Genomic DNA, 20,161 nt, shown 5'->3' on the forward strand with positions numbered 1-20,161 from the left:
TATCTAACTACTGTTACCAAATTACTTTGCAGGAAGCTATTTATGTATATTCGTTGGCTGCCGCTGTTAGCGTTAGTATTAGTCAGTCTTAATTTACGACCTGCTTTAACCTCTATTGCGCCCCTTATTGAACTGATTGTTGCCGATACCGGATTATCGCGTGCGGCAGTAGGTTTAATTACCACCTTACCGGTGTTAATGATGGGGATTATGGCGTCGGTATCGCCCATTCTTGCTGCACGCTTTGGCTTAGAGCGGTGTATTAGCTGGGCATTAGCTTTGTTGACGATATCGTTAGCGTTACGCGTTTTTGCTAATAATGCTACGGTATTATTATTAACTGCCATTGGTATTGGTGTAGGTATTGCGATATGTGGCACCTTGATAGCAGGTTTTATTAAACAACGTTTTAGCCAGCGTTTACATACAGTTATGCCAGTTTACACTCTGGGTATTACCTTGGGTGCGGCCTTTGGTTTAGTGTTGACTGTGCCGTTATTAGCCTATTTGCAAGATTGGCGCTGGGCAATGGCTATGTGGAGTTTACCTGTGCTGCTAGCGTGGTTTTTATGGCAGCCTATGTTGCCAAAGCAGGTAAATCATACCCGTACTACTGCACCAAAGCTGCCTTTACGCTCGGCAAAAGCGTGGTTGTTAACCTTACTGTTTGCGGTGCAAAGCGGTATATTTTATGCGTTAACAACTTGGCTGGTTGCGCGCTATGAAGAAGCGGGTGCCAGTTTAGTGCAAGCTAGCAGTTATGCTAGTTTGTTTATGTTCGCGGGTTTAGTGGGGGCTTTTTTGGCACCGGTTTTGTTACGTATAGTGCCTCGTACCTATCAGTTATTAGTCGTGATGAACTTAACGGTTTGTTTAGCGTTAATTTGCATTGTATTGTGGCCGATGCAGTTGCCTTGGTTAGTGTGCATTTTTTTAGGTGCGGCATTAACGGGTATGTTTGCTCTAGCATTAACCTTACCCATTCAACAAACAGATACACCGCTACAGGCGGCTAGTTTAACCTCGATGATGCTAACCTTTGGTTTCTGCATTGGTTCGCTGGCGCCATCATTAGTTGGCATTGCCCGCGACAACAGTGACAGCTATATGCTGCCATTTACCGGTTTGGTTGTCATATCTGCCCTGATGGTCGGGCTATCTATACTGTATGGTTATCTTGAGCGGCAGCAAAGTCAGCATAGTAAATAACGCCACAGCAATAAATAGATACGGTAAACTATATTTTATTAGCGCTAGCTAACCAATTAAGCTTGTTACTAAAAAACGTTTTTAGTGTTAATCAAACGGGTGGGTCAGTATGTTTGAAGTGTTTGTTATCAATAGTTTTGTGGTGGCCATTTGTGTCATGTTGCATTATGAATTTTTGCATCGAGTCACCGCGCAAATACCCAAAATGAGCATTAACCATCGCACAAGAATTGTACTGGCTGTTTTTAGCTCGTTAATTGCTCATGCTATAGAGATCTGGATTTTTGCTATCGCCTATTACTATATGCACCAAACAGAAGGCTGGGGGCAGTTAAGTGGCAACTTTAATGGTACTTTAATGGATTGCGCCTATTTTTCTTTTACAGTGTTTAGTACTTTGGGTTTTGGCGATATTGTGCCTAGTGGCGACTTACGTTATTTAACCGGTATTGAGTCGTTAACCGGTTTAGTTTTAATTACTTGGACAGCATCATTTTTATTTTTAGAAATGCAGCGCTACTGGGGTGATGGCTCAAATACCCACAGTATTAATAACAGTAACGATAGTAACAAATAACGCTTACCTAAAATTTAACAAGCTCATCGAGCTTAAAGGAGGATCAGCAACGTGAATGGCTTACGCAGCGAATTTAAATTGTTTTTATTAAACTTGTTAGAGAAATATTTACCGGGCCAAGCAGATTTAGCTTTTGATGGTTTAGTGTTGGCTTGGTTAGCGTTATTTACCATTTTTTTGCACTACTTTTTGCATGGTCCTATATTTGGTGGCGTGACTAAGTTAGCTAATAAAGGCCAAGGCAATTGGCAGCAACTGTTACTGACACACAAGCTATTTCAGCGTATTGCCTTAATTATTCAAGGCATAATATTGCAGGTTCAAGCCGGTTTATGGCTGGAAGGCTCTGATGCTTTATTATGGTTTATTAAAATTGTTACTGATCAATGGATTTTACTGTTTAGTTTATTAGTATTCTTTTCATTTTTAGATTTTTTAGAACGCTTAGCCTACAACAAAGTAATGGAAATGCGTTTTCCACTACGCGGTGTATTACAAACCATTAAGTTAATTGCTAGTGTTTTTGTTGTAGTGTTAGCCGTTTCATTATTAATGGGTAAGTCACCTCTAATATTGCTAAGTGGCTTAGGTGCTTTGTCTGCAGTGTTAATGTTGGTATTTAAAGATCCTATTTTGGGTTTAGTGGCCGGTATTCAACTTTCTGCGAATGAAATGCTTTCGGTCGGTGACTGGTTAGAAATGCCTAAATATGGCGCTGACGGTGATGTGATAGATATTGGCTTAACCACGGTTAAAGTGCGTAACTGGGATAAAACCATAACCACTATTCCTACTTACGCTTTAATATCTGACTCGTTTAAAAACTGGCGGGGCATGTCTGAATCGGGTGGTAGACGGATTAAACGCAGTATTTTAATTGATACCAGCAGCATTCGCTTTTTAGATAAGGCAATGACGCAGCGTTTAAGAAAAGCCGAGTTATTGGGTAGTTATATAGATGAAACAACCAAAGCGATTGAGCAAGATAATAGTAAAAAACAGTTAGATATGTCGTTAAGTATAAATGGTCGTAGACTAACGAATATTGGTACTTTTAGGCGCTATTTATTAACTTTTTTAAAGTCCCACCCTTTTATTCACCAAGATATGACCTTGTTAGCGCGACAATTAAGCCCCACTAGCGAAGGCTTACCGATAGAGATTTATACCTTTACCACTACGACTAAATGGGCTGAGTATGAGGATATACAGGCGGATATCTTTGATCATATTTTTGCTATTTTACCGGAGTTTGGTTTAAGAGCGCATGAGTCACCAACCGGTCATGATATTAGAGCTTTAAAAACACCACTGCAATCTAGCGCGGCCGAAAACACGAACTTAGCAGAAGATGCTGATAGTACTGATAGTGTAGAAAGTTTAGAAAATGTAGATGATGCTAAAAGTGTAGATAGTGCGGTTCCAGCATTAGCAGGTGATAAGTCGTAGTCGGAAATTGATTACTAGTAAAAAACCGCCCTAGCTACTTTATATAAGTTGCTAGGGCGATTTTTATGTTATGCGTATAGCTTAATCGGTAAGCTTAAAAAACAGCGCAAAAAGCTAATGTTACGGTCGCTCTTGGACGCGACGAGCTTTAAAATCAGACTCGGCTTTCCATTTTGGCCAATCACCATTATTTGCCAGCTGCGCGGCAATATCGACGATCAGTTCAATATCTTGTTTTACGCCACCTAATGACCAGTCTGCTGAGTAGTCATCTTCTTCTTTATGGTATTTATGAGTAATGTAATCCGGATCGGTATCACCTAAACTCATAAACAGTAAGCTGGGTACGCCTTGTTTGGCTAACGAGAAATGATCTGAACGGAAAAATAACCCATTTTGCGGTCTAGGGTCCATTTTTACGCTACGGCCTTGCGCGCTAGCGGCTTTAACTAAGTAGTCTTCCATTTCTGATAAGCCTTTGCCATATTGCAGCGTATAATCGACAGCATCAAGTACATTCATACCGTCAATATTTAACAACGCCACCATTTGCTTAGTGGGAAGAATATCGCCACTAGCAAACTGCTCTGAGCCAATTAAGCCGGTTTCTTCTGCAGTAAAATTGGCGAAAATAATAGAGCGCTTAAAGGGTGTGTGCTGATGCATTTTTGCCATCATTCGCGCTATTTCTAACGTAGCAGCCGTGCCTGAAGCATTATCTACTGCACCATTGAAGATTTTTGGCCCAGTTTCAGTTTCATTAGTACCAAAATGATCCCAATGGGCACTAATCACTATATATTCATTAGGAGCTTCACTACCCGTTAATTGGGCTACGACGTTATGCGATTTAGCCATCGTAAGCTGATTTCTTAAGGTTAAGTTAGCCTTAGCTTTCAAGGGCACTGCAGTAAAGTCAGGCTGTAGCGCCCGTTGTTTTAACTGTTGATAATCTAAGCCAGCTTGTTGAAAAATCTCGCCCGCAGCTTCGACATCAATCCAGCCCATAATAGGGATTTGAGAGGCATTTTTATTGTTATCAATTAGCGTGTATTTACTGCCAGTGTTAGAGCTTTCTACTACGCTCCATGGGTAAGCGGCAGGTGCGGTTTCATGGACAATAAACACTGCTGCTGCACCTTGGCGAGCAGCTTCTTCATATTTATAGGTCCAGCGGCCATAGTAGGTCATAGCGTTGCCTGTAAACAGGTCATCATCCTGGGTAGCAAAACCAGGGTCATTAACTAATACAACAACCGTTTTTCCTTTAACATCAACATCTTTAAAATCATTCCATTGATATTCAGGGGCGTTAATACCGTAACCGACAAACACCACTTCAGAGTCTTTAAGCTCAATTAATGACTGAATTTGCTGGGTACGAGCAGTAAAGTCGCTACCGGCATTAAAGCTGAGCTGACCAATGCTTAAGGTCATATTTTGATCTGGGGTTAATTGCGCCATTTCAACTGGCTGCATAAACTTGCCATCAACCGCACCGACTAAGCCAATATCTTGGTATTGCTTAGCTAAATAATTAATGGTTAACGTTTCACCAGCGGTTAACGGTCCGCGGCCAGCAAATTCATCTGAGGCTAATATTTTGATATCTTGATGCACATTACTTAAGTTGACCTCTATTGCGGTTGAGGGGGCACTAGGTAAGGCTGCAGGGCTGGTCTTACTTGCAGTAGACGCCGGATCAGAGCAAGCAACCAGTGCTAAGCTAAGCAAGACACAGCTAGTTTTTAATAGAGTCATAGTTAATATATTCAATAGAAAACAGAATTCGACTATAAAGTATTGTGTGACTAGATGTCTATACGTGTATTTAGGTCGACTATAATTTGCCTATATGCTTAGGCATGTGAATATGCCAGATGATAGGGGAAACTTGGTTATGGAATTATTTGATATAGATTTTGAGCATGTTGTAAAAAATATCGCCCAATTATTTATTGCATTACTGTTACCATTTTTAACTGCGTGGGAGCGTGAATCAAGTAGCCGTTCTGCAGGGTTGCGAACATTTCCTTTAGTGTCAATGGCAGCATGTACTTTTACTATTCTGGCAATGTCTGCGTTTGATAATCCTGAGGCACAAAGTAAAATCATTGCCGGCATTGTCACTGGTATCGGTTTTATTGGCGGTGGCGCTATTTTAAAAAGCTCATCGCAAGTAAGTGGTACTTCAACTGCCGCGGCAATTTGGTCAACGGGTGCTGTAGGGATTGCGGTTGGCTTAGAGCGGATTGAAATTGCCATTGCCTTAAGTTTGATGACTTTTGTTACTTTAAAAATTATTGGCAAAGTAAAAAAGAAGCTTGTATAGCTAGCATTGACGTTTATTTCAGTTTTAATCTTCAACCATAATTAGAGCCTTAATATCCCTCTACACGGCTTAGGATCTACTATACTGGTGTTAATGGTACAAGCTAATAGAGCTAGTTTAAGCATCTTTTGCTGCGTACTGCGTTAACCAATAATTAGGAGCAGAATATGGCCGGCGGCTGGGCGCGAGATGGCGCCACTCAAGAACAAATAGAAGCCAGCATTGAAGATGCTGTGCAAGAAGCAAGAAGCCATTTAACCCATGGCGATAGTTTAACGCATTGTGAAGAGTGCGATTGTGCTATTCCTGAAGCGCGGCGCGAAGCTATTCATGGTGTGCGCTTATGCATAAAGTGCCAGCAGCAGTTAGAAGATGAACATACGGATTCTGGTGGCATTAATCGGCGTGGTAGCAAAGATAGCCAATTAAGGTAAGCTGGATCGACTAAATCATGGCAAAGCCATTTTATACCATTGGTCACTCTACACGCAGTATGGATGTTTTTATTCATATGCTGCGTCTAGTAGATATTGCCTTAGTGGTTGATATCCGCACCATACCTAAGTCTCGTACTAACCCGCAATATAATACTGATATCCTTAAACCGCTTTTAGCCAAATATAATATTGAGTACCAGCATATTGCTGCGCTTGGCGGCTTACGTAAGAAAAGCAAACAAATACCGCCAATAGTGAATGGCTTTTGGCAAAATCAAAGTTTTCATAATTATGCCGATTATGCTTTAACCGACGCATTTCAAGCCGGTTTACAGCAATTAATCAGCTTAGGTGAGTTGAAAATATGCACTATAATGTGTGCAGAGTCGGTGTGGTGGCGTTGTCACAGGCGCATTGTGGCTGATCATTTGCTGGCGCGAGGCTATCAAGTGTTTCATTTAATGGCAGAAGATAAAGTTGAACCAGCACAGTTAACTCAAGGTAGCCAACTCAACAGTGAAAATATTGTAACTTATCCGCAGTAATTTACTGCATCACGTTACAAGTACATAATTAATAGAGGTGACAATGTCTGATCTAATATTATTGACTCAATTCTTTGGTTGGAGCTTGCTAATTAATGCCGGTATTCTGTTGTTTACTACTATTATGCTCATTAGCTTTAGACCGCAAATAAAGTCTCTACAATCTCAGTTATTTGCCTTAGAAAAAGCTCAGCTCAATATAGTATATTTTAAATACTTAGCTTATTACAAAATTGGCATCATTCTATTTAGCTTAACCCCCTATTTAAGTTTAAAAATAATGACTTCAGCTTAGTGGATTAAGATTATTGCGTCTATAGTACTTATATAGTGCTGGAGTAGGATGTGTATCTTGCTTTAACAAGCCATACCGAACGCTGTTATTCCTCATTTTTTTACACGAGACCTGCTATGACCATACCTTTAAAGGCGGCACCTACTAGTACTGCAACAGCTATGAAAGCATCTTCTATCAATACTGCTGAACCCGCGCCTACGCTGATGACTTTTTTTACTCGATTTGAAGCAGATATTTTAGCCGGTAAAAAAACCATTACCATTCGTGATGGCAGTGAAAGCAATTACTTGCCGGGAAGTACAGTTACCCTTGCCACACACGAAAGCGGGCGGGTGTTTGGTCAAGCAAAGATTTTAACGGTAACACCGATTTTATTTTCAGCCTTATCTAACTTACATGCTGAACAAGAAAATATGAGCTTAGATGAGTTAAAACAGGTGATTACAGACATTTATCCCAGTGAGCAACAACTTTTTGTTGTCTCTTTTCAGCACATTGTAAAAGCCTAACTATAATGTTTATCAAGTTAAGCGAGTTATTAATAAGGCAATTATGCACAAGCTTAAAGCGATATTTTTGTATTATGGCGGGTTATTATTTGTTGTTATCAGCATGAGCCTAACCGGATGCCAAGCGCCACCTCCAATAGAATGGGAGTCTTCAACCGCGCTTGAAATGGAATTGGCTTCAAAAACCAAACTTGGTCTTGCTATTGCGTTAGGCGTTAGCGAACACACAGATGCATCTGGTATTTATACCTTGGGCGAATCACGTAATGCCTTTGCTAGCCGCATGTCGTTAGCCGGTTCTGCCGAGCAATCCCTTGATATACAGTATTATATTTGGCGCAAAGATATTACCGGTACTTTAATGTTAAAAGCGCTTTTAGACGCAGCAGAGCGCGGTGTTAGGGTAAGACTTTTACTCGATGATATGAATGACAATGAGTTAGAGCCTTTGCTATTGGCTTTAAATAGCCATAAAAATGTTCAAATCCGTTTATTTAATCCCTTTATATATCGCAGTTTTCGTATAATTGATTATATAACCGCATTTTCGCGGGTAAATCGACGGATGCATAATAAGTCTTTTACCGTTGATAATACGGTAACTATTATTGGTGGCCGCAATATTGGTGATGAATATTTCGGTGCCAGTGAAGATTTAATGTTTTCAGATGTTGATGTGTTAGCCATAGGCCCCGTCGTAGCAGAAGTATCAGCCGATTTCGACCGTTATTGGGCTAGCGAATCAGCTTTTCCGCTGCAGCAAATTATAGATACCGTTGCTACTGATAGTAGCTTGCTGGTTCAAGCTGCAGAGCAGGTTACCGAGAGTGATAACGCCGCTGATTTTTTTGAAGCATTAAAAAATGATTCTTCAATAAACTCGCTATTGCAACAAGATCTTAGCATGGTGTGGGCGACGACATTTTTGATTAGCGATGATCCTGCTAAAGGGGTCGGTAAGGCCGATCCTGACGAGTTGCTAACCGCCAGACTAAGTAAGGTTATTGGTACTACGGAGTCTCATTTAACCATAGTGTCGTCTTACTTTGTGCCCACCCAAGCGGGTACAGAAGCCTTAGTTAAATTAGCCAGTTCCGGGGTGAAAATTACTATTATAACTAACTCTTTAGAAGCCACTGATGTTGCAGCTGTACATGCCGGTTATGCTCGTTATCGCAAGCAACTGCTTGCAGCGGGTGTGCAGTTATTTGAAATGCGTGCTGGTGAGCAACAAACTAATATGGCTATGTTTGGAAGTTCAGCTGCTAGTTTGCATGCTAAAATCTTTACAATAGATAGTAAGCGCATATTTATTGGTTCGTTTAATTTTGATCCGCGCTCTGCCAACTTAAACACTGAGTTAGGCTTTGTGATTGAAAGCCCAGAATTAACCACAAAAATGGAAGAGTCTTTTGCTAATGCATCAGAACACGCTTATCGAGTAATGCTAAATGCTAAAGGTGATTTATATTGGCTGGAGCAAAAAGATGGTACAGAAGTGCGGCATGATCATGAACCTAATATGGGCTGGTGGAAACGCTTTGGTGTTTCTTTACTGGCCTTATTTCCGATTGAATGGCTGTTATAAGCTAAAACAAGGCATTAAATGACAAAAGTTGCTGTATTAGTGGATGTACAAAACGTGTATTACACCACCCGAGATGCCTATGGTAAACGCTTTGATTATAATGGATTTTGGCGTCAGCTTAATGAAATTGGCACAGTGGTTAAAGCCAGTGCCTATGCCATTGATCGTGGCGATGAAAAACAACGCCAATTTCAAAATATTCTACGCGCAATTGGCTTTGAAATTAAACTTAAACCTTTTATTCAGCGTGCCGATGGTTCGGCTAAAGGCGATTGGGATGTTGGTATTACTATTGATGCTTTAGATTATGCCGAGCAAGCAGATGTCGTTGTGCTGGTATCGGGCGATGGCGATTTTGACTTGCTAGCGCAAAAGCTGCGCCAAGATAAAGGTAAAAAAGTGTATGTTTACGGCGTACCTGCGTTAACGGCTATCTCACTGATTAACGCCGCGAGCGAGTTTATACCGATAGATCAAAATTTATTATTAAATTAATGCTTTTAATTATTTGGCTCCGCTAATAACCGGCCAATGATAATGCCTAATTGCAAATCATGGATATGGCCAAAGTGCTTAAGCCTTACCCTGCCTTGTTTATCAATTAACACTATACTTGGCGTACCTTGTAGTTGGTACTTTGTCATCGTGAGCGGTTGAGACTCTATAGTTGAGGGTTGATCTACCGCGATTGCAAAGCGCAAAGCATATTCAGCAATAAAAACCTGTAATGCCTCAATGGTCATGATCTGATGATGTTCAAATACCGTATGTAAGCCAATAACTTGTAACTGCGTTGTTGGGTATAGTTTTTGTAGCGCGCTGGCTTGTGGCAGGCTATGAGAAACACAGCCAGGGCAGAGCATTTGAAAGGCGAATAACGCGATAATTTTGCCCTGTAATGCGCCAAGCAGTAATGGCTGCTCGGTATTAAACCAAGCACAGGTTTCTAGCTCTGGCGCAAGTGGGTAGTTATTAGGTTGTGTCATCTTGGTTCCTGCTTAGGAAAGTGAAAAATTCACAAGCTTAATACAGGTTAGATTAAAGGTTAGGTAAATGCTATGTTGAAAATAATTGCCCTTGATCATGTGGTATTTCGTACCACTAAACTTGAAGCGATGCTGCAGTTTTACTGCGATGTTTTAGGCTGTACAGTAGAGCGAGATAAGCTTGATGATAACGGTTTAATTCAACTTCGGGCAGGTTCGGCGTTAATTGATCTGGTACAAGTTGATAGCAAACTTGGTCAGTTAGGCGGTAAAGCGCCAGAGCAAGATGGCCGTAATGTGGATCATGTTTGTCTGCAAGTAGCCGCTATAAGCCAAGATAATCTAAAGCAATATTTAGCTCAGCATCAAATTAAGCATTCAGAGTTCGCTTTACGTTATGGGGCTGCAGGTTTAACTGAGTCAATTTACATTGCAGATCCAGAGCAGAATGTGATTGAGCTTAAACCTTTAATTGACTAAAGCATTAAAAATTAAGCATAAAAAAAGCCATGCGGGTGATATCTGGCATGGCTTTTTTATTGGGAGCTTAAGCTTAGTTAGCGGTTAAGCTTAAGTTGGCAAACTCAATAAAATCTTCTGGTGAGTTCATTTTTGTTGCTAACTGGCCATTTTCCATTTCAGAAAACTTTAACGGTTCTGCAAATGAGAAGTTAAGAACTAATTTTTCTGGATTATTGATAAAGCTAATAACACTTTCTTTAATAGCTGCAGGCATGTTCTCTGCACTAGATACGGTAATTAATGCAATACCTTGCAGGGTTTGAAAGTCAGCCGCTTGGCCATTTTCGGCTGCAACTTGTGTTAAGCGTTGTAAGAAACCTTGATTAACAAGTACCACTTCACCTTTGCTTAAAGCGCCAGTTAATAATTGCTCAAGCATCTGTTTAGGATAATCTTCGCTCGTGGTTAGGGCTTGTTGCTGCTCAGCAGGCATGGCCGTAACTTCTTTTGCGTACTGCCAAAATTGTTGCATGTTAGCTAAAGTTACATCATAGCTTAAGCTAAACTCATCATTAATATGGGTAGCTTGGTTAAATTGTAACGAGCCATCTTGTTGATAAGCATAGCTATAGTCGCCATGTACTTCTAAGCCTTGCACAAAAGCACTTAAATTTGGCGGCAACATTTGTAACGCAGCTGAAGCCGCTTTTAAACCTGTTAACGTCATACTGCCTTTATCGGCTAATTGCTTTGGTTTAACGCCGGTAGCAACAATTTCAGTGACAGTGGCGATATCGCCAAACTCACCTAAGCTGATTGCTAAATCGTGAATGCGGTAAGTTGAAGTAAGCACATTTGCCGACACATCCTTGTAGCTCAAAGCAATAAGTGGCATTTCGCCCTGTGCGGCCAGCTCAATATAGCTTTGGTTGGCTTGGCTGATTTGCTGTTTAATGGCATCTTCGGCTTTTTTGTTGGCAAAATATAATCCGCCCACTGCAGCGACCACGACAACCAACGCTATTACTGACTTTTTCATGCTAATCCTTTACGTTATCAATGTTAATAAATCAGCAAAATGTTAACATAGAAGCATATTTATAAAAAGTTAGTATTTGCAGTTTTTAAAGTTAAACATCTGACAGCAATCAATTTATACCTGAGTTAAGCAGCCTGCCATTAATTAGCAGCCGGTACTTATTGTTAGGTTTTAAGGGCTGATGTTTAGAGCCATATGTTAAGATATATAGGTTTAGGCCCATATGGTATGTGCTATAGCTATGCAAAAATAGTTTAGGAGTAGACGTTAGGAATGAGTATGGAACTCTATTTTCATTGGTTTGATTTATTTGGTATTGCCGTGTTTGCGGTGACGGGCACCTTAGCGGCGTGGCGGAATCAAATGGATGGTTTTGCCGTAATCGTTTTAGCCAGTGTTACGGCTATTGGTGGTGGAACTTTGCGCGACTTATTACTGGGCGTACCGGTAATTTGGATTAATGATAATAGCTATTTTTACGCCATTTTTATTGCCGCTGTTGGCACTATATTATTACTGCGCAACCGGTTAACGGTGCCGCATAATACCTTACAAATAGCCGATGCTTTTGGTTTAGCGGTGTTTGTTATTACCGGAACGCAAAAATCCCTTGACCATGGTACTTCAGTGATGGTGGCTATCTTATTAGGCACTATGAGCGGAGTCTGTGGAGGCATGATCCGTGATGTATTATGCCGCGAAATTCCGATGGTATTTCGCGGTGAATTGTACGCCATAACTTGCATTTTAGCCGGTGTACTTTACACCAGTTTATTAGCGCTTGGGGTAGAGCAGTTGCAAGCGATGGTTATTGCAATGTTTAGTTTATTGCTGTTTCGTACCGCCTCTATCAAGTGGAAATTAACCATACCGGTATTTGGCAAACATCATAATGATTTAGGCGAGCCATAAAAAAAGCCAGCTAAGCTGGCTTTTTTAATTAACAGCAGACTAATCTGCTTTATTGAGCGGTTTTTCTACGACGTAATCTTAAACTTAAGCCGAATAAACCTAGTGAAAATAAGGCTAGTGTAGCTGGCGCTGGGATTGTCTCACCAATTGGTGGTAAGCCGATGTTAGCAAAACCCCAACCATACGTTACCGTACCATCATTATCATAAGTGTACGAATAAGCTTCAATGCCTACGCTGGTAAACGCACTTAATAAGCTTGCAGTACTAAAAGCAGCACCTATATAGGTATCAAAACTAACAGATTCACCGGCTAGTAAATCACCAAAGCCAAGAATAAAATAAGCACCTAAATCGCCAGCTTGATCTATAGCATTAGTATCAGCCATAGAGCCTCGAGTTACCATTGGATCGGGTTCATCAAATGGGTCAAAAGAGGTGTGAAGTACCTTACTTCCGGGCGCACCCGCGCCACCAGGGCCGGCATAAATGGTCGTGAAGTCATCAGTGAAGTGTCCGGGTGGTACGTCCCAATCTAAAGTACGGGCATAACGAACATCGGTAACTGCGGCTGCAGTATCATTAAATATCTGTACATTAACGCCAAATAAACTCCCCGCTGCTGCGGAAGAGTAAGTATGGACGATCCTTAATCCGCTAGTTAAAATTACCGTAGAGACTGCATCGGTAAGGCTTGTACTGCTAAACATCGCAGATGCAATGCCAGAGGTAGCGCCACCATAAGTATAGCTACCGGTGCCATCAGAAGCCGCACCCCAACCTTCACATAAACAACCTGGGGTAATAGCATCACCTGGCCCGCCGGTGAGGGCGATACCGACACCACCAAAGCCTAAGCCACCGTTATCGTCCACGCCCATAGTAAGAGCGCCAGTATCTAACACTAAGCCTGCTTGTGCCATGCTAGATATGCCGAGTAAGCCTGCCGCTACACAACTCAGCAAAATACTTTTATTAGTTTTCATGATCGTATCCTTGATTCAGGCAGTGTATTGCCATAGCTGTAATTGCATATTAAATGCCATAACTTAAAAAAAGGTTAAAAACAGCAACTTAGTTAATAAGCACAAACAAGGCTAGGAATATATTGTAAAGATAGTTGACGACTATTATTGCCAGACTTGACTGGTGTTTAGCGTCATTCCGTGGATAATAAACAACAATGTTTTTCGCCGCACAGCATTTATGTTCTGGTAATTCACGTGCGGCCGATAGGATGCGCTATGGCACAATTATTACGTATTATTCTTATTCATACCCATTTACCTGGTGTAGTTGAATTACAGTTAGATCAGCATACTAATATCTGTGGCACTAACGCCTCGGGTAAAACCACCTTACAGCGTTTAGTGCCGGTATTTTATGGCGAGCAGCCCAATAGGGTAGTGCCGAAAACGCGCAAGAAGTTTGATCAATTTTATCTGCCGTTTTCTAACAGTTACATTATTTATGAATACCAGCGCGATAATGCGGATATTTGCCAAGTGGTATTAACGCGTAAAAGCGATGGCGGCGTAGAATATCGCTTTGTTGCGGCGGCGTATTTAAGTGAACACTATTTACAGCAAACCGCTGATGGCGTGAAAGGTTATAGTTATGCCGAGTGGGCGAGCGCGATGCGCGGAATTTCTGATCTGCAAATTTCCCATAAAATAGCCGCTACTAGCGAGTATCGTAGCATTATTCAAAATGATGCTGCCGCATTACGGGGTAATAGCAATGATAATGTTAAGTTACGCCGTTTAGCCGCGAGTTTTAGTTTAGTCAGTAGTGGCCATAAACTACGCCATATTGAAAAATTAGTTAGTGCGGTGCATGCCAAAGAAGGCAAAATGGAAACGCTAAAAGCCATGTTAGCGGCCATTTTTGAAGAAGATGGCGTGATCTTACCGACCACTAAAATGAAAAATACCAAAGCTAGAGAATGGATTTTGCAAATGCGCCAATCAATGCGGATTGATACTTTGCAGCAAAGTTTTCAGCACTTAACTCAACTGGCGCGTCAGCTTGATAGTGCAGAAGCCAGTTTAGCCGCCTTGCTGCCCTTATTGCAGCAGGATGAACAACAGCAACTGCAGCAAAAATCGGATGCTGAGCAGCAAATAAATACGTTACGGGGCCAAATAAATAGCCATAAGCAGTTATTTTCAGAGCAACAAATGACCTTAAACAGCAGTTTAAGTAAAGCGGAGGCTGATTTAACCGAAACCACAGCACGACTCGATCAATTGCAACTGCAATATGAAGCTTATGAAAGTCGCGATATGAGTCAATTGCAACAAGATACGGATGCCCTACCTTTGTGGCGTGACAGCCTGCAAGATTTGCTTGAGCAATATCAATTGATGGTAGAGCAACATGGTGATTTAGAGCGCCAACTTGAACAACGTAAAGCAAAATTAGCGGAAGCCTTTAATCGTTTAAGTGAGCAGCAGCGGTTAAAAGCCAAACAGTTACAACAACAAAAAGATCACACTAGGCAACAGCAAGACGATGCCTTATCCAGTTTAGAGCAAGGATTTCAGCAGCGTTTACAGCAACAGCAAAACCAATTCGCTGAGCAGCTAAGCCAATGTCATAGTGCTATAGCGGTATTACAAAGCCAATTGACGGCTTCAGTGTTAACCGATGCTGAGCATGAAGAGCGGCAAATTGCGGGGTTACGTTTAGAACAAGCCCAGCAACAAGCCCAACAACAAGCGCGGCAAGTACAGCAAATTCAACAGCAATGGCAAAAAGCTCGGCAACAACGCGAGCAAGCCGATAGCCAATTGCAGCAGTCGCGGCAGCAGTTGCACCATGCCGAACAACACTTACAACAATTGCATCGCCAGTTAAGCCCAGAGCAGGGCAGCTTACGTCACTTTTTACGCTTGCATTACCCTGGTTGGGAGCAAACACTGGGCAAGGTATTAGAACCGGATTTATTAGAACGACTAGATTTACAGCCCAAGTTGGCGGCTAAGTTAGAGGCTAAGCCAGGTGCAAAGTTAGATCAGAAAGTTGGCTCTGTAGCGGACAGTTTATTTGGCTTACAGTTAGAGTTAACGGCGATTGATAGCCCCGAGCATGCTCAAGACGAAGCTGCAATTCGCCATAGCATCCAAACTGCAGAGCAACTGCTTGTGCAGGCTACGCAGCACAAGCAGCAAGCTGAAAAGCAATTGCAACAACAGCACGAACAAGCCGAATTAGTGCGGGCTCAGCAAGAGCAGGCACAGTGGCAATACAGCCAATTAGAGCAAAACATTGAATACGCCAGCGATGCCAGTAAGCGCTTAGAAGCCACGCACCGCGAGCTTGTAAAGCAACGCCAAGCAACAGTGCGAGCTGAGCTAAGTCAGCAGCAGCAACAGCTAGAGCAATTAAAACAGCAACAACAACAAGACTTGCAAGCGTTAACGGATGATCATCAAGCGCAGAAAATTGAATTAAAAGCAGACTGGCAAGCTGAGCTACAGGTATTTGATCAGCAACTGGAGCAATTAGACCAGCAGTTAGCCGATAAACGTGACGATAATAAACAACAAATTAAAGAGTTACAGCAAGCCTTTAATGAAGAGCTTTCCAGTAAAGGTATTGATCCGCGTCGGTTAATCGATTTAAAGCAACGCCAAGAACAGCTTAAAACCAAGATTAAAAACGTGGAAAGCCGCCAAGATGAATTGGCACAGTGGCTGCGCTTTATGCAATTAGATTGGCAGCAATTACGACCGCAATTACTGGAAAAAGAAACTGCACTGAAGCAACAACAGCGGCAATTACAACAACAACTTACCCAGTTAAAAACCGAGTTTACCGCCAGCCAAAAACTATTAGAACAACAACGGCAGCAGTGGCAAGACCAAATGCAGCAAGCAGAACAAGCCTTGCAGCAATTAAAAATAACCTTAGCCAAATTTGCTGATTTGCATCTGACTGCTGTTACTCCAGCGGTAATAAGCCCGACTATGGATCTAATAGAGCGTTTAGCGCGCAGTAATGAAGCCTTAGCCGAGCGTAGTAAAGTTGAGCAGCAGTTAAGTACTCAGCTAGAGCAGTTTGAAACCAGCTTAAGTAAAGATGCCGGCAGTGAATTTTTAGATCGCTTAGAGCATGAAAAACGCAAGTTACCAGAGTTTGCCGGTAAGCGACAGCAGTTGCCTATTTTGGCTGACTTGTTGCGTATTTTACAGGATCAACAACAACAGCTACTGGAGATGGGCGAAAATATTGGTGGTGACTTGAAGAAGTTCTTCACCGTATTTAGCGATATTAATAAACGTATTGCTATGCAAAGCCGGCGCTTAAGTGCCGCTGTAGCGGATGACTTAGTGCTAGAAGGTATCAGCAAGTCTGAAGTGCGCATTTTATCAACCATTGATGAATTAGGTTTTTGGCAGCCGTTAAAGCATTTTGCCAAGTTATATGATGATTGGGGTAACTCGGGTAAAGCGCTACCGTCTGAAGACTACTTAAATGCGCTAGCCGACGTGGTTGAATTACTGCGAGCCGATGAGCAATACAGCATAGAATCGTTATTACGCTTAGAGCTACATTTAACCGAGGGTGGCTCAGAGTTAATAATTAAAAGTGATCGGCAATTACTAGAATCGTCCAGCCATGGCATGGCCTATCTTATTTTATGTAAGTATTTACTAGCATTCACCCGCTTATTACGTGGCGACGCCAATGTGGCTATTCATTGGCCTATAGATGAAATTGGTACTTTGGCCTATCACAATGTGGAAATGCTATTTATGGCTTGTAGTAGCAATAATATTATTATTGTTGGTGCCTTCCCTAATCCAGAATCCGACGTATTGATGCTATTTCAACATCGCTATTTAATTGAGCCAAGTCAGCATGATCCCAGTCAGCGCCAGTTAAAACGGATTCAACCTAAAGTAAGTAGGCTAAGTGAACGCTTAGCACAACGGCAACAGGAGGTTAGCTTATGATCCAGCATGGCGCGTTATTAGAGCGGTTGCTTTCAGGTGACTTTATTTGCCAAATTAGTGATAGCGAGGCGTTTAGGCATTTAGCCAATGAGCAAACTCAGCAACAGATCGACCATTACTTACGGCCGTTAAATCGGCGGTTAGTCAGCAATGATGATAATAGTGTGTATTTTCTGGCTTATCATGAGCTAAACAGTACGGCACGCGAGCATTTAAGCAGCCAATTTAGCCACACTATCCAGTCGTTATTGCCGTTACTTGAATGGTTACAATTAGTGCAAGAAACCTTAGGTCGCGACAGTGCTATTACCGCGGGTGATACCATTAAACTGCAAGAGTTTATCTTGCGCACCGAAGATAACCAAAGCTTGCGCCATCGCTTGCAGCAATTAGCCAGTGATCGGTTTTTTAATAGCCAAAGTGACGCCTTAGATAATCAAATTAAGCTAATTTTTCGTCGCTTAAAAGAGCATGGTTACTTGCTGCAGCCGCATAACGATCGGCAGTACTACATTGTTACGGCTAAAATTGATTACTTAATTGATGTTATTCGCTTTATTCGTGATGAAGAGCACTTGCCAGTGGAGGATACGCCAGCGCAGGAGCATTTATTGTGAGCACGGTAACAGAAGCTAATATGACTTCTAACCTGTTTAGTATAGGGGCTGAACGCTTAGCGCTATTAGGAAAGCATCATAAAGCCTTAATGCAAGGTTATGTTGCTGGCTATGTAGATGAAGCCGCCTTTAGCGAAATCGCGCTTAAAAAGCTTATTTCAGCGCGTATTTTATGGCGACCAGATGAGCAACAACCGCTGGCATTACGGCCTTTAGTCAGTGAGTTAATTGCCAGTATGGTGGCCGATGAAAGTCGACGTCAGATCAATGCCGATGTGGCTGAGAAACTAGAGCAAATTCGTAACCGAGTACAAGCCTATCGCGATGCGCAGTATAAGGGCGATTACAGCGTTGCTGAGCTGCAATTACAGCGCCTAACCGAACAGGTGTACGATTTAAGTGGTCAGTTTGAAGAAGCCATAGACAGCTTATGGCACCGACTGAATAGTGACTTTGGTTTTGTCAGTAGCTTGGATGATAAAATTCGTGAAAACGAACGTGCCCAAAAGCAGCTGCGTCGCTTGCTAGATGGCTTAGATTTATTAGACTTTAATGAGTTAATAGAACTAGCTGAAGGCAATAACCATTTGCGTAAGCTATTGGTTAGTCAGTTACAAAATCAGTTAAGCTCGCACCATAGTAGCTTGTTGGAAGTACAAAAACGGCTATTAGAATTATTGGCTAAATTTCGCCAGCAACAAGCCCGCTCCATGCTTATTACTAATATGGCAGCGTTTTTACGCCAGCATCCAAAATATCAGCCAGCTGACTATGCCAATCGTTCAGAAGTGCCCGTTTTGTTTAATCAGGCAGCGGCGATAAAACCGCAAGCGGCCATTGCCTTAGATCGCGCTAGTGAACGGCAGCAATTAGCGGAGTTAGTCAGGCATTTACCAAGGCCAAGCTTAACCACGCAACCACAACAGCAAAGTGGTAGTGGCAGTATGTTGCAAGAAGATGCCGCCATTATTGCTCGGCAACAAGCGCTAAAAGTCGATGTCGAAAACTTTTATCTTAAGGTAATCGATAACGCCGGCACACCCGGCACAACTAGCACACTGAGTGCGTTAGATTATCTGCTAGAAAAACAGTTAGCCTGGGATAGCGAAATTTGGTTATATCAAATTATTGCCGAACATCAAGCCTTACCCGTCTCGGAAAAACAGCTGTTTAAGATAACCCGAGAAGAAGCGGCTCAAAGCGAGATGAATAATTTACTGCTTATTCGTGATATTAATATTGGCTTGCAGATAACAGCATAAAAACCATTAGAATTTAAAAAGGATTAAACTATGGCGACACAATTTAAAGAATATAAAGTCATCCATATTGCCGAGGGCGGTTGTGGCACTATTTTTCTTGGCGCGTCTGGCTTGCCGTTAAAAAAAGTTGAAGCAGAATTAAATTCGCAAGCAGCTTCCGGTTGGCAGGTGGTGTTTCAGGTAATTGAAAGTAAACGCTTTTGGTTATTTTGGAGCCGGGAAGCGATGATTGTTACTTTAGGCCGGTAAAATGGCCAAATTGCTGTTGTGGCTGATTAAGTGTTACCAACGCAGTGGCGGTAGCAAGCGTTGGTTTGGTATCGAGTGTAATTTTGAGCCTAGTTGCTCATATTATACCGCCGATGCCATAAAAGCGTATGGTGTGACAACAGGAATTACTATGGGCTGGCGGCGGATTAAAGCTTGTCGTCAACCCGATTGCTTCTATAAATGTATTGATCCGGTAATACCAAGGACTGGCAATGTTAAATCAGATGTTAACTCATAGGTTAAAACAAAGTGCAGTTGATGCAGAAGAAGAGCAGATACGTAAACAAGTAACAGACTTATCTGATGCGGCACGCCAACAGTTTTATCTTGTCTTTAAACAACAGGTTAAAGATCCCGATACTTACGCAGTGCTAAATTGGTGTTTTTTTGCTGGCGCGCATCATTTTTATTTAGGCGCTTGGCTGCGCGGTTTAATCAACTTATTGGTCGCGGTTATAGGCATCGCTATGCTATTCAGCCCGTTCTGGCTGGCCGGTGTCGTACTGCTAGTGCTACTCAGTGCGGCTGAATTTTGGGCCTTATTTCGCTCGCAAATAATAGTACAGCATTATAATAATCAGTTGATGCAGAAAATTCTTAACCAACAGTCGATATTATCCTAGCCATTATTCGCTAAAAATAACCGCTATTTATTGCTATAGTCGCTGCCCTTTGCAACTTAATATAATTAACAAACTATGCCTAGACT

General features: G+C 41.9%; 22 protein-coding genes. 18 read left to right on the plus strand and 4 right to left on the minus strand.

What is annotated here, in order from left to right:
- The first annotated feature begins 42 nt into the window (after window positions 1–42).
- The 3 genes from BI198_RS02390 to BI198_RS02400 all read left to right on the plus strand — a co-directional run bounded on the left by BI198_RS02390 (window position 43) and on the right by BI198_RS02400 (window position 3,235).
- Window positions 43–1,209 (plus strand): MFS transporter, encoded by a 1,167-nt coding sequence (locus BI198_RS02390; RefSeq protein WP_070048115.1) that lies wholly within the window; start codon window positions 43–45, stop codon window positions 1,207–1,209.
- 109 nt (window positions 1,210–1,318) lie between these two features.
- Window positions 1,319–1,786, plus strand: coding sequence for a potassium channel family protein (locus BI198_RS02395; protein ID WP_070048116.1), 468 nt, complete (start codon window positions 1,319–1,321; stop codon window positions 1,784–1,786).
- A 51-nt stretch (window positions 1,787–1,837) separates the two neighbouring features.
- Window positions 1,838–3,235, plus strand: a complete 1,398-nt coding sequence (locus tag BI198_RS02400) for a mechanosensitive ion channel family protein (protein ID WP_070048117.1) — start codon at window positions 1,838–1,840, stop codon at window positions 3,233–3,235.
- 120 nt (window positions 3,236–3,355) lie between these two features.
- Here BI198_RS02400 and BI198_RS02405 read toward each other — a convergent pair whose 3' ends face one another.
- Entirely contained in the window at window positions 3,356–4,996 is a 1,641-nt protein-coding gene (locus tag BI198_RS02405; protein ID WP_070048118.1) for a M28 family metallopeptidase, read from the minus strand.
- Window positions 4,997–5,135: 139 nt separating this feature from the next.
- Here BI198_RS02405 and BI198_RS02410 point away from each other — a divergent pair, with 139 nt between their 5' ends.
- The 7 genes from BI198_RS02410 to BI198_RS02440 all read left to right on the plus strand — a co-directional run bounded on the left by BI198_RS02410 (window position 5,136) and on the right by BI198_RS02440 (window position 9,439).
- Window positions 5,136–5,567 carry an MgtC/SapB family protein gene (locus tag BI198_RS02410; protein WP_070048119.1) on the plus strand — a complete coding sequence of 144 codons (432 nt, stop codon included), beginning with the start codon at window positions 5,136–5,138 and terminating at the stop codon, window positions 5,565–5,567.
- A 167-nt stretch (window positions 5,568–5,734) separates the two neighbouring features.
- Entirely contained in the window at window positions 5,735–6,001 is a 267-nt protein-coding gene (locus BI198_RS02415) for a DksA/TraR family C4-type zinc finger protein (RefSeq protein ID WP_070048120.1), read from the plus strand.
- Window positions 6,002–6,018: 17 nt separating this feature from the next.
- Window positions 6,019–6,549, plus strand: a complete 531-nt coding sequence (locus BI198_RS02420; RefSeq protein WP_070048121.1) for a DUF488 domain-containing protein — start codon at window positions 6,019–6,021, stop codon at window positions 6,547–6,549.
- 43 nt (window positions 6,550–6,592) lie between these two features.
- Entirely contained in the window at window positions 6,593–6,844 is a 252-nt protein-coding gene (locus BI198_RS16450) for a DUF6868 family protein (protein ID WP_070048122.1), read from the plus strand.
- 116 nt (window positions 6,845–6,960) lie between these two features.
- Window positions 6,961–7,356 (plus strand): N(4)-acetylcytidine aminohydrolase, encoded by a 396-nt coding sequence (gene yqfB / locus BI198_RS02430; RefSeq protein WP_201243382.1) that lies wholly within the window; start codon window positions 6,961–6,963, stop codon window positions 7,354–7,356.
- 43 nt (window positions 7,357–7,399) lie between these two features.
- Complete coding sequence (locus tag BI198_RS02435; RefSeq protein ID WP_070048124.1) at window positions 7,400–8,944, plus strand: phospholipase D family protein; 1,545 nt, start codon at window positions 7,400–7,402, stop codon at window positions 8,942–8,944.
- A gap of 18 nt (window positions 8,945–8,962) precedes the next feature.
- A complete protein-coding gene (locus BI198_RS02440) occupies window positions 8,963–9,439 on the plus strand; it encodes an NYN domain-containing protein (RefSeq protein WP_070048125.1) in 477 nt (158 codons plus the stop codon).
- A gap of 5 nt (window positions 9,440–9,444) precedes the next feature.
- Here BI198_RS02440 and BI198_RS02445 read toward each other — a convergent pair whose 3' ends face one another.
- Window positions 9,445–9,930, minus strand: a complete 486-nt coding sequence (locus BI198_RS02445) for a redoxin domain-containing protein (protein ID WP_070048126.1) — start codon at window positions 9,928–9,930, stop codon at window positions 9,445–9,447.
- A gap of 72 nt (window positions 9,931–10,002) precedes the next feature.
- Here BI198_RS02445 and BI198_RS02450 point away from each other — a divergent pair, with 72 nt between their 5' ends.
- Window positions 10,003–10,410, plus strand: a complete 408-nt coding sequence (locus BI198_RS02450; RefSeq protein WP_070048127.1) for a VOC family protein — start codon at window positions 10,003–10,005, stop codon at window positions 10,408–10,410.
- Between the two features lie 73 nt (window positions 10,411–10,483).
- Here BI198_RS02450 and BI198_RS02455 read toward each other — a convergent pair whose 3' ends face one another.
- Window positions 10,484–11,431: a hypothetical protein gene (locus tag BI198_RS02455; protein ID WP_070048128.1), complete on the minus strand. Its 948-nt coding sequence runs from the start codon at window positions 11,429–11,431 to the stop codon at window positions 10,484–10,486.
- Between the two features lie 273 nt (window positions 11,432–11,704).
- On the opposite strand from BI198_RS02455, the gene BI198_RS02460 reads away from it, so the two are divergent.
- Window positions 11,705–12,343 carry a trimeric intracellular cation channel family protein gene (locus BI198_RS02460; protein WP_235605199.1) on the plus strand — a complete coding sequence of 213 codons (639 nt, stop codon included), beginning with the start codon at window positions 11,705–11,707 and terminating at the stop codon, window positions 12,341–12,343.
- A gap of 49 nt (window positions 12,344–12,392) precedes the next feature.
- On the opposite strand, the gene BI198_RS02465 is transcribed toward BI198_RS02460, so the two are convergent.
- A complete protein-coding gene (locus BI198_RS02465; RefSeq protein ID WP_070048130.1) occupies window positions 12,393–13,328 on the minus strand; it encodes a PEP-CTERM sorting domain-containing protein in 936 nt (311 codons plus the stop codon).
- Between the two features lie 258 nt (window positions 13,329–13,586).
- Here BI198_RS02465 and BI198_RS02470 point away from each other — a divergent pair, with 258 nt between their 5' ends.
- Genes BI198_RS02470 through BI198_RS02495 form a run of 6 tightly spaced genes read left to right on the plus strand, consistent with a single transcriptional unit; the run spans window position 13,587 to window position 20,075 of the window.
- Window positions 13,587–17,303, plus strand: a complete 3,717-nt coding sequence (locus BI198_RS02470; protein ID WP_070048131.1) for an ATP-binding protein — start codon at window positions 13,587–13,589, stop codon at window positions 17,301–17,303.
- The gene (locus BI198_RS02475) at window positions 17,300–17,920 is read left to right on the plus strand and encodes a condensin complex protein MksE (protein WP_070048132.1); all 621 of its coding nucleotides are present in this window, start codon (window positions 17,300–17,302) and stop codon (window positions 17,918–17,920) included. The genes BI198_RS02470 and BI198_RS02475 overlap by 4 nt, the downstream gene beginning before the upstream one ends.
- Window positions 17,917–19,182, plus strand: a complete 1,266-nt coding sequence (locus BI198_RS02480) for a hypothetical protein (protein WP_235605201.1) — start codon at window positions 17,917–17,919, stop codon at window positions 19,180–19,182. The genes BI198_RS02475 and BI198_RS02480 overlap by 4 nt, the downstream gene beginning before the upstream one ends.
- A 30-nt stretch (window positions 19,183–19,212) precedes the next feature.
- Entirely contained in the window at window positions 19,213–19,431 is a 219-nt protein-coding gene (locus BI198_RS02485) for a DUF4177 domain-containing protein (RefSeq protein ID WP_070048133.1), read from the plus strand.
- A 1-nt stretch (window position 19,432) separates the two neighbouring features.
- Window positions 19,433–19,690 carry a membrane protein insertion efficiency factor YidD gene (yidD, locus tag BI198_RS02490; protein ID WP_070048134.1) on the plus strand — a complete coding sequence of 86 codons (258 nt, stop codon included), beginning with the start codon at window positions 19,433–19,435 and terminating at the stop codon, window positions 19,688–19,690.
- Window positions 19,665–20,075 carry a TM2 domain-containing protein gene (locus BI198_RS02495; RefSeq protein ID WP_235605202.1) on the plus strand — a complete coding sequence of 137 codons (411 nt, stop codon included), beginning with the start codon at window positions 19,665–19,667 and terminating at the stop codon, window positions 20,073–20,075. Before yidD ends, BI198_RS02495 begins: the two co-directional genes overlap by 26 nt.
- Window positions 20,076–20,161 lie beyond the last annotated feature (86 nt).

The sequence above is a fragment of the Rheinheimera salexigens genome, from assembly GCF_001752395.1.
Lineage (GTDB): Bacteria > Pseudomonadota > Gammaproteobacteria > Enterobacterales > Alteromonadaceae > Alishewanella > Alishewanella salexigens.

What these genes read in the sequence shown, in the direction of transcription:
- BI198_RS02390 (WP_070048115.1), top strand. Translation starts at nt 43, where the DNA reads ATGTATATTCGTTGGCTGCCGCTGTTAGCGTTAGTATTAGTCAGTCTT.
- BI198_RS02395 (WP_070048116.1), top strand. Translation starts at nt 1,319, where the DNA reads ATGTTTGAAGTGTTTGTTATCAATAGTTTTGTGGTGGCCATTTGTGTC.
- BI198_RS02405 (WP_070048118.1), bottom strand. Translation starts at nt 4,996, where the DNA reads ATGACTCTATTAAAAACTAGCTGTGTCTTGCTTAGCTTAGCACTGGTT.
- BI198_RS02410 (WP_070048119.1), top strand. Translation starts at nt 5,136, where the DNA reads ATGGAATTATTTGATATAGATTTTGAGCATGTTGTAAAAAATATCGCC.
- BI198_RS02415 (WP_070048120.1), top strand. Translation starts at nt 5,735, where the DNA reads ATGGCCGGCGGCTGGGCGCGAGATGGCGCCACTCAAGAACAAATAGAA.
- BI198_RS02420 (WP_070048121.1), top strand. Translation starts at nt 6,019, where the DNA reads ATGGCAAAGCCATTTTATACCATTGGTCACTCTACACGCAGTATGGAT.
- BI198_RS16450 (WP_070048122.1), top strand. Translation starts at nt 6,593, where the DNA reads ATGTCTGATCTAATATTATTGACTCAATTCTTTGGTTGGAGCTTGCTA.
- yqfB (WP_201243382.1), top strand. Translation starts at nt 6,961, where the DNA reads ATGACCATACCTTTAAAGGCGGCACCTACTAGTACTGCAACAGCTATG.
- BI198_RS02435 (WP_070048124.1), top strand. Translation starts at nt 7,400, where the DNA reads ATGCACAAGCTTAAAGCGATATTTTTGTATTATGGCGGGTTATTATTT.
- BI198_RS02440 (WP_070048125.1), top strand. Translation starts at nt 8,963, where the DNA reads ATGACAAAAGTTGCTGTATTAGTGGATGTACAAAACGTGTATTACACC.
- BI198_RS02445 (WP_070048126.1), bottom strand. Translation starts at nt 9,930, where the DNA reads ATGACACAACCTAATAACTACCCACTTGCGCCAGAGCTAGAAACCTGT.
- BI198_RS02450 (WP_070048127.1), top strand. Translation starts at nt 10,003, where the DNA reads ATGTTGAAAATAATTGCCCTTGATCATGTGGTATTTCGTACCACTAAA.
- BI198_RS02455 (WP_070048128.1), bottom strand. Translation starts at nt 11,431, where the DNA reads ATGAAAAAGTCAGTAATAGCGTTGGTTGTCGTGGTCGCTGCAGTGGGC.
- BI198_RS02460 (WP_235605199.1), top strand. Translation starts at nt 11,705, where the DNA reads ATGAGTATGGAACTCTATTTTCATTGGTTTGATTTATTTGGTATTGCC.
- BI198_RS02465 (WP_070048130.1), bottom strand. Translation starts at nt 13,328, where the DNA reads ATGAAAACTAATAAAAGTATTTTGCTGAGTTGTGTAGCGGCAGGCTTA.
- BI198_RS02470 (WP_070048131.1), top strand. Translation starts at nt 13,587, where the DNA reads ATGGCACAATTATTACGTATTATTCTTATTCATACCCATTTACCTGGT.
- BI198_RS02475 (WP_070048132.1), top strand. Translation starts at nt 17,300, where the DNA reads ATGATCCAGCATGGCGCGTTATTAGAGCGGTTGCTTTCAGGTGACTTT.
- BI198_RS02485 (WP_070048133.1), top strand. Translation starts at nt 19,213, where the DNA reads ATGGCGACACAATTTAAAGAATATAAAGTCATCCATATTGCCGAGGGC.
- yidD (WP_070048134.1), top strand. Translation starts at nt 19,433, where the DNA reads ATGGCCAAATTGCTGTTGTGGCTGATTAAGTGTTACCAACGCAGTGGC.
- BI198_RS02495 (WP_235605202.1), top strand. Translation starts at nt 19,665, where the DNA reads ATGTTAAATCAGATGTTAACTCATAGGTTAAAACAAAGTGCAGTTGAT.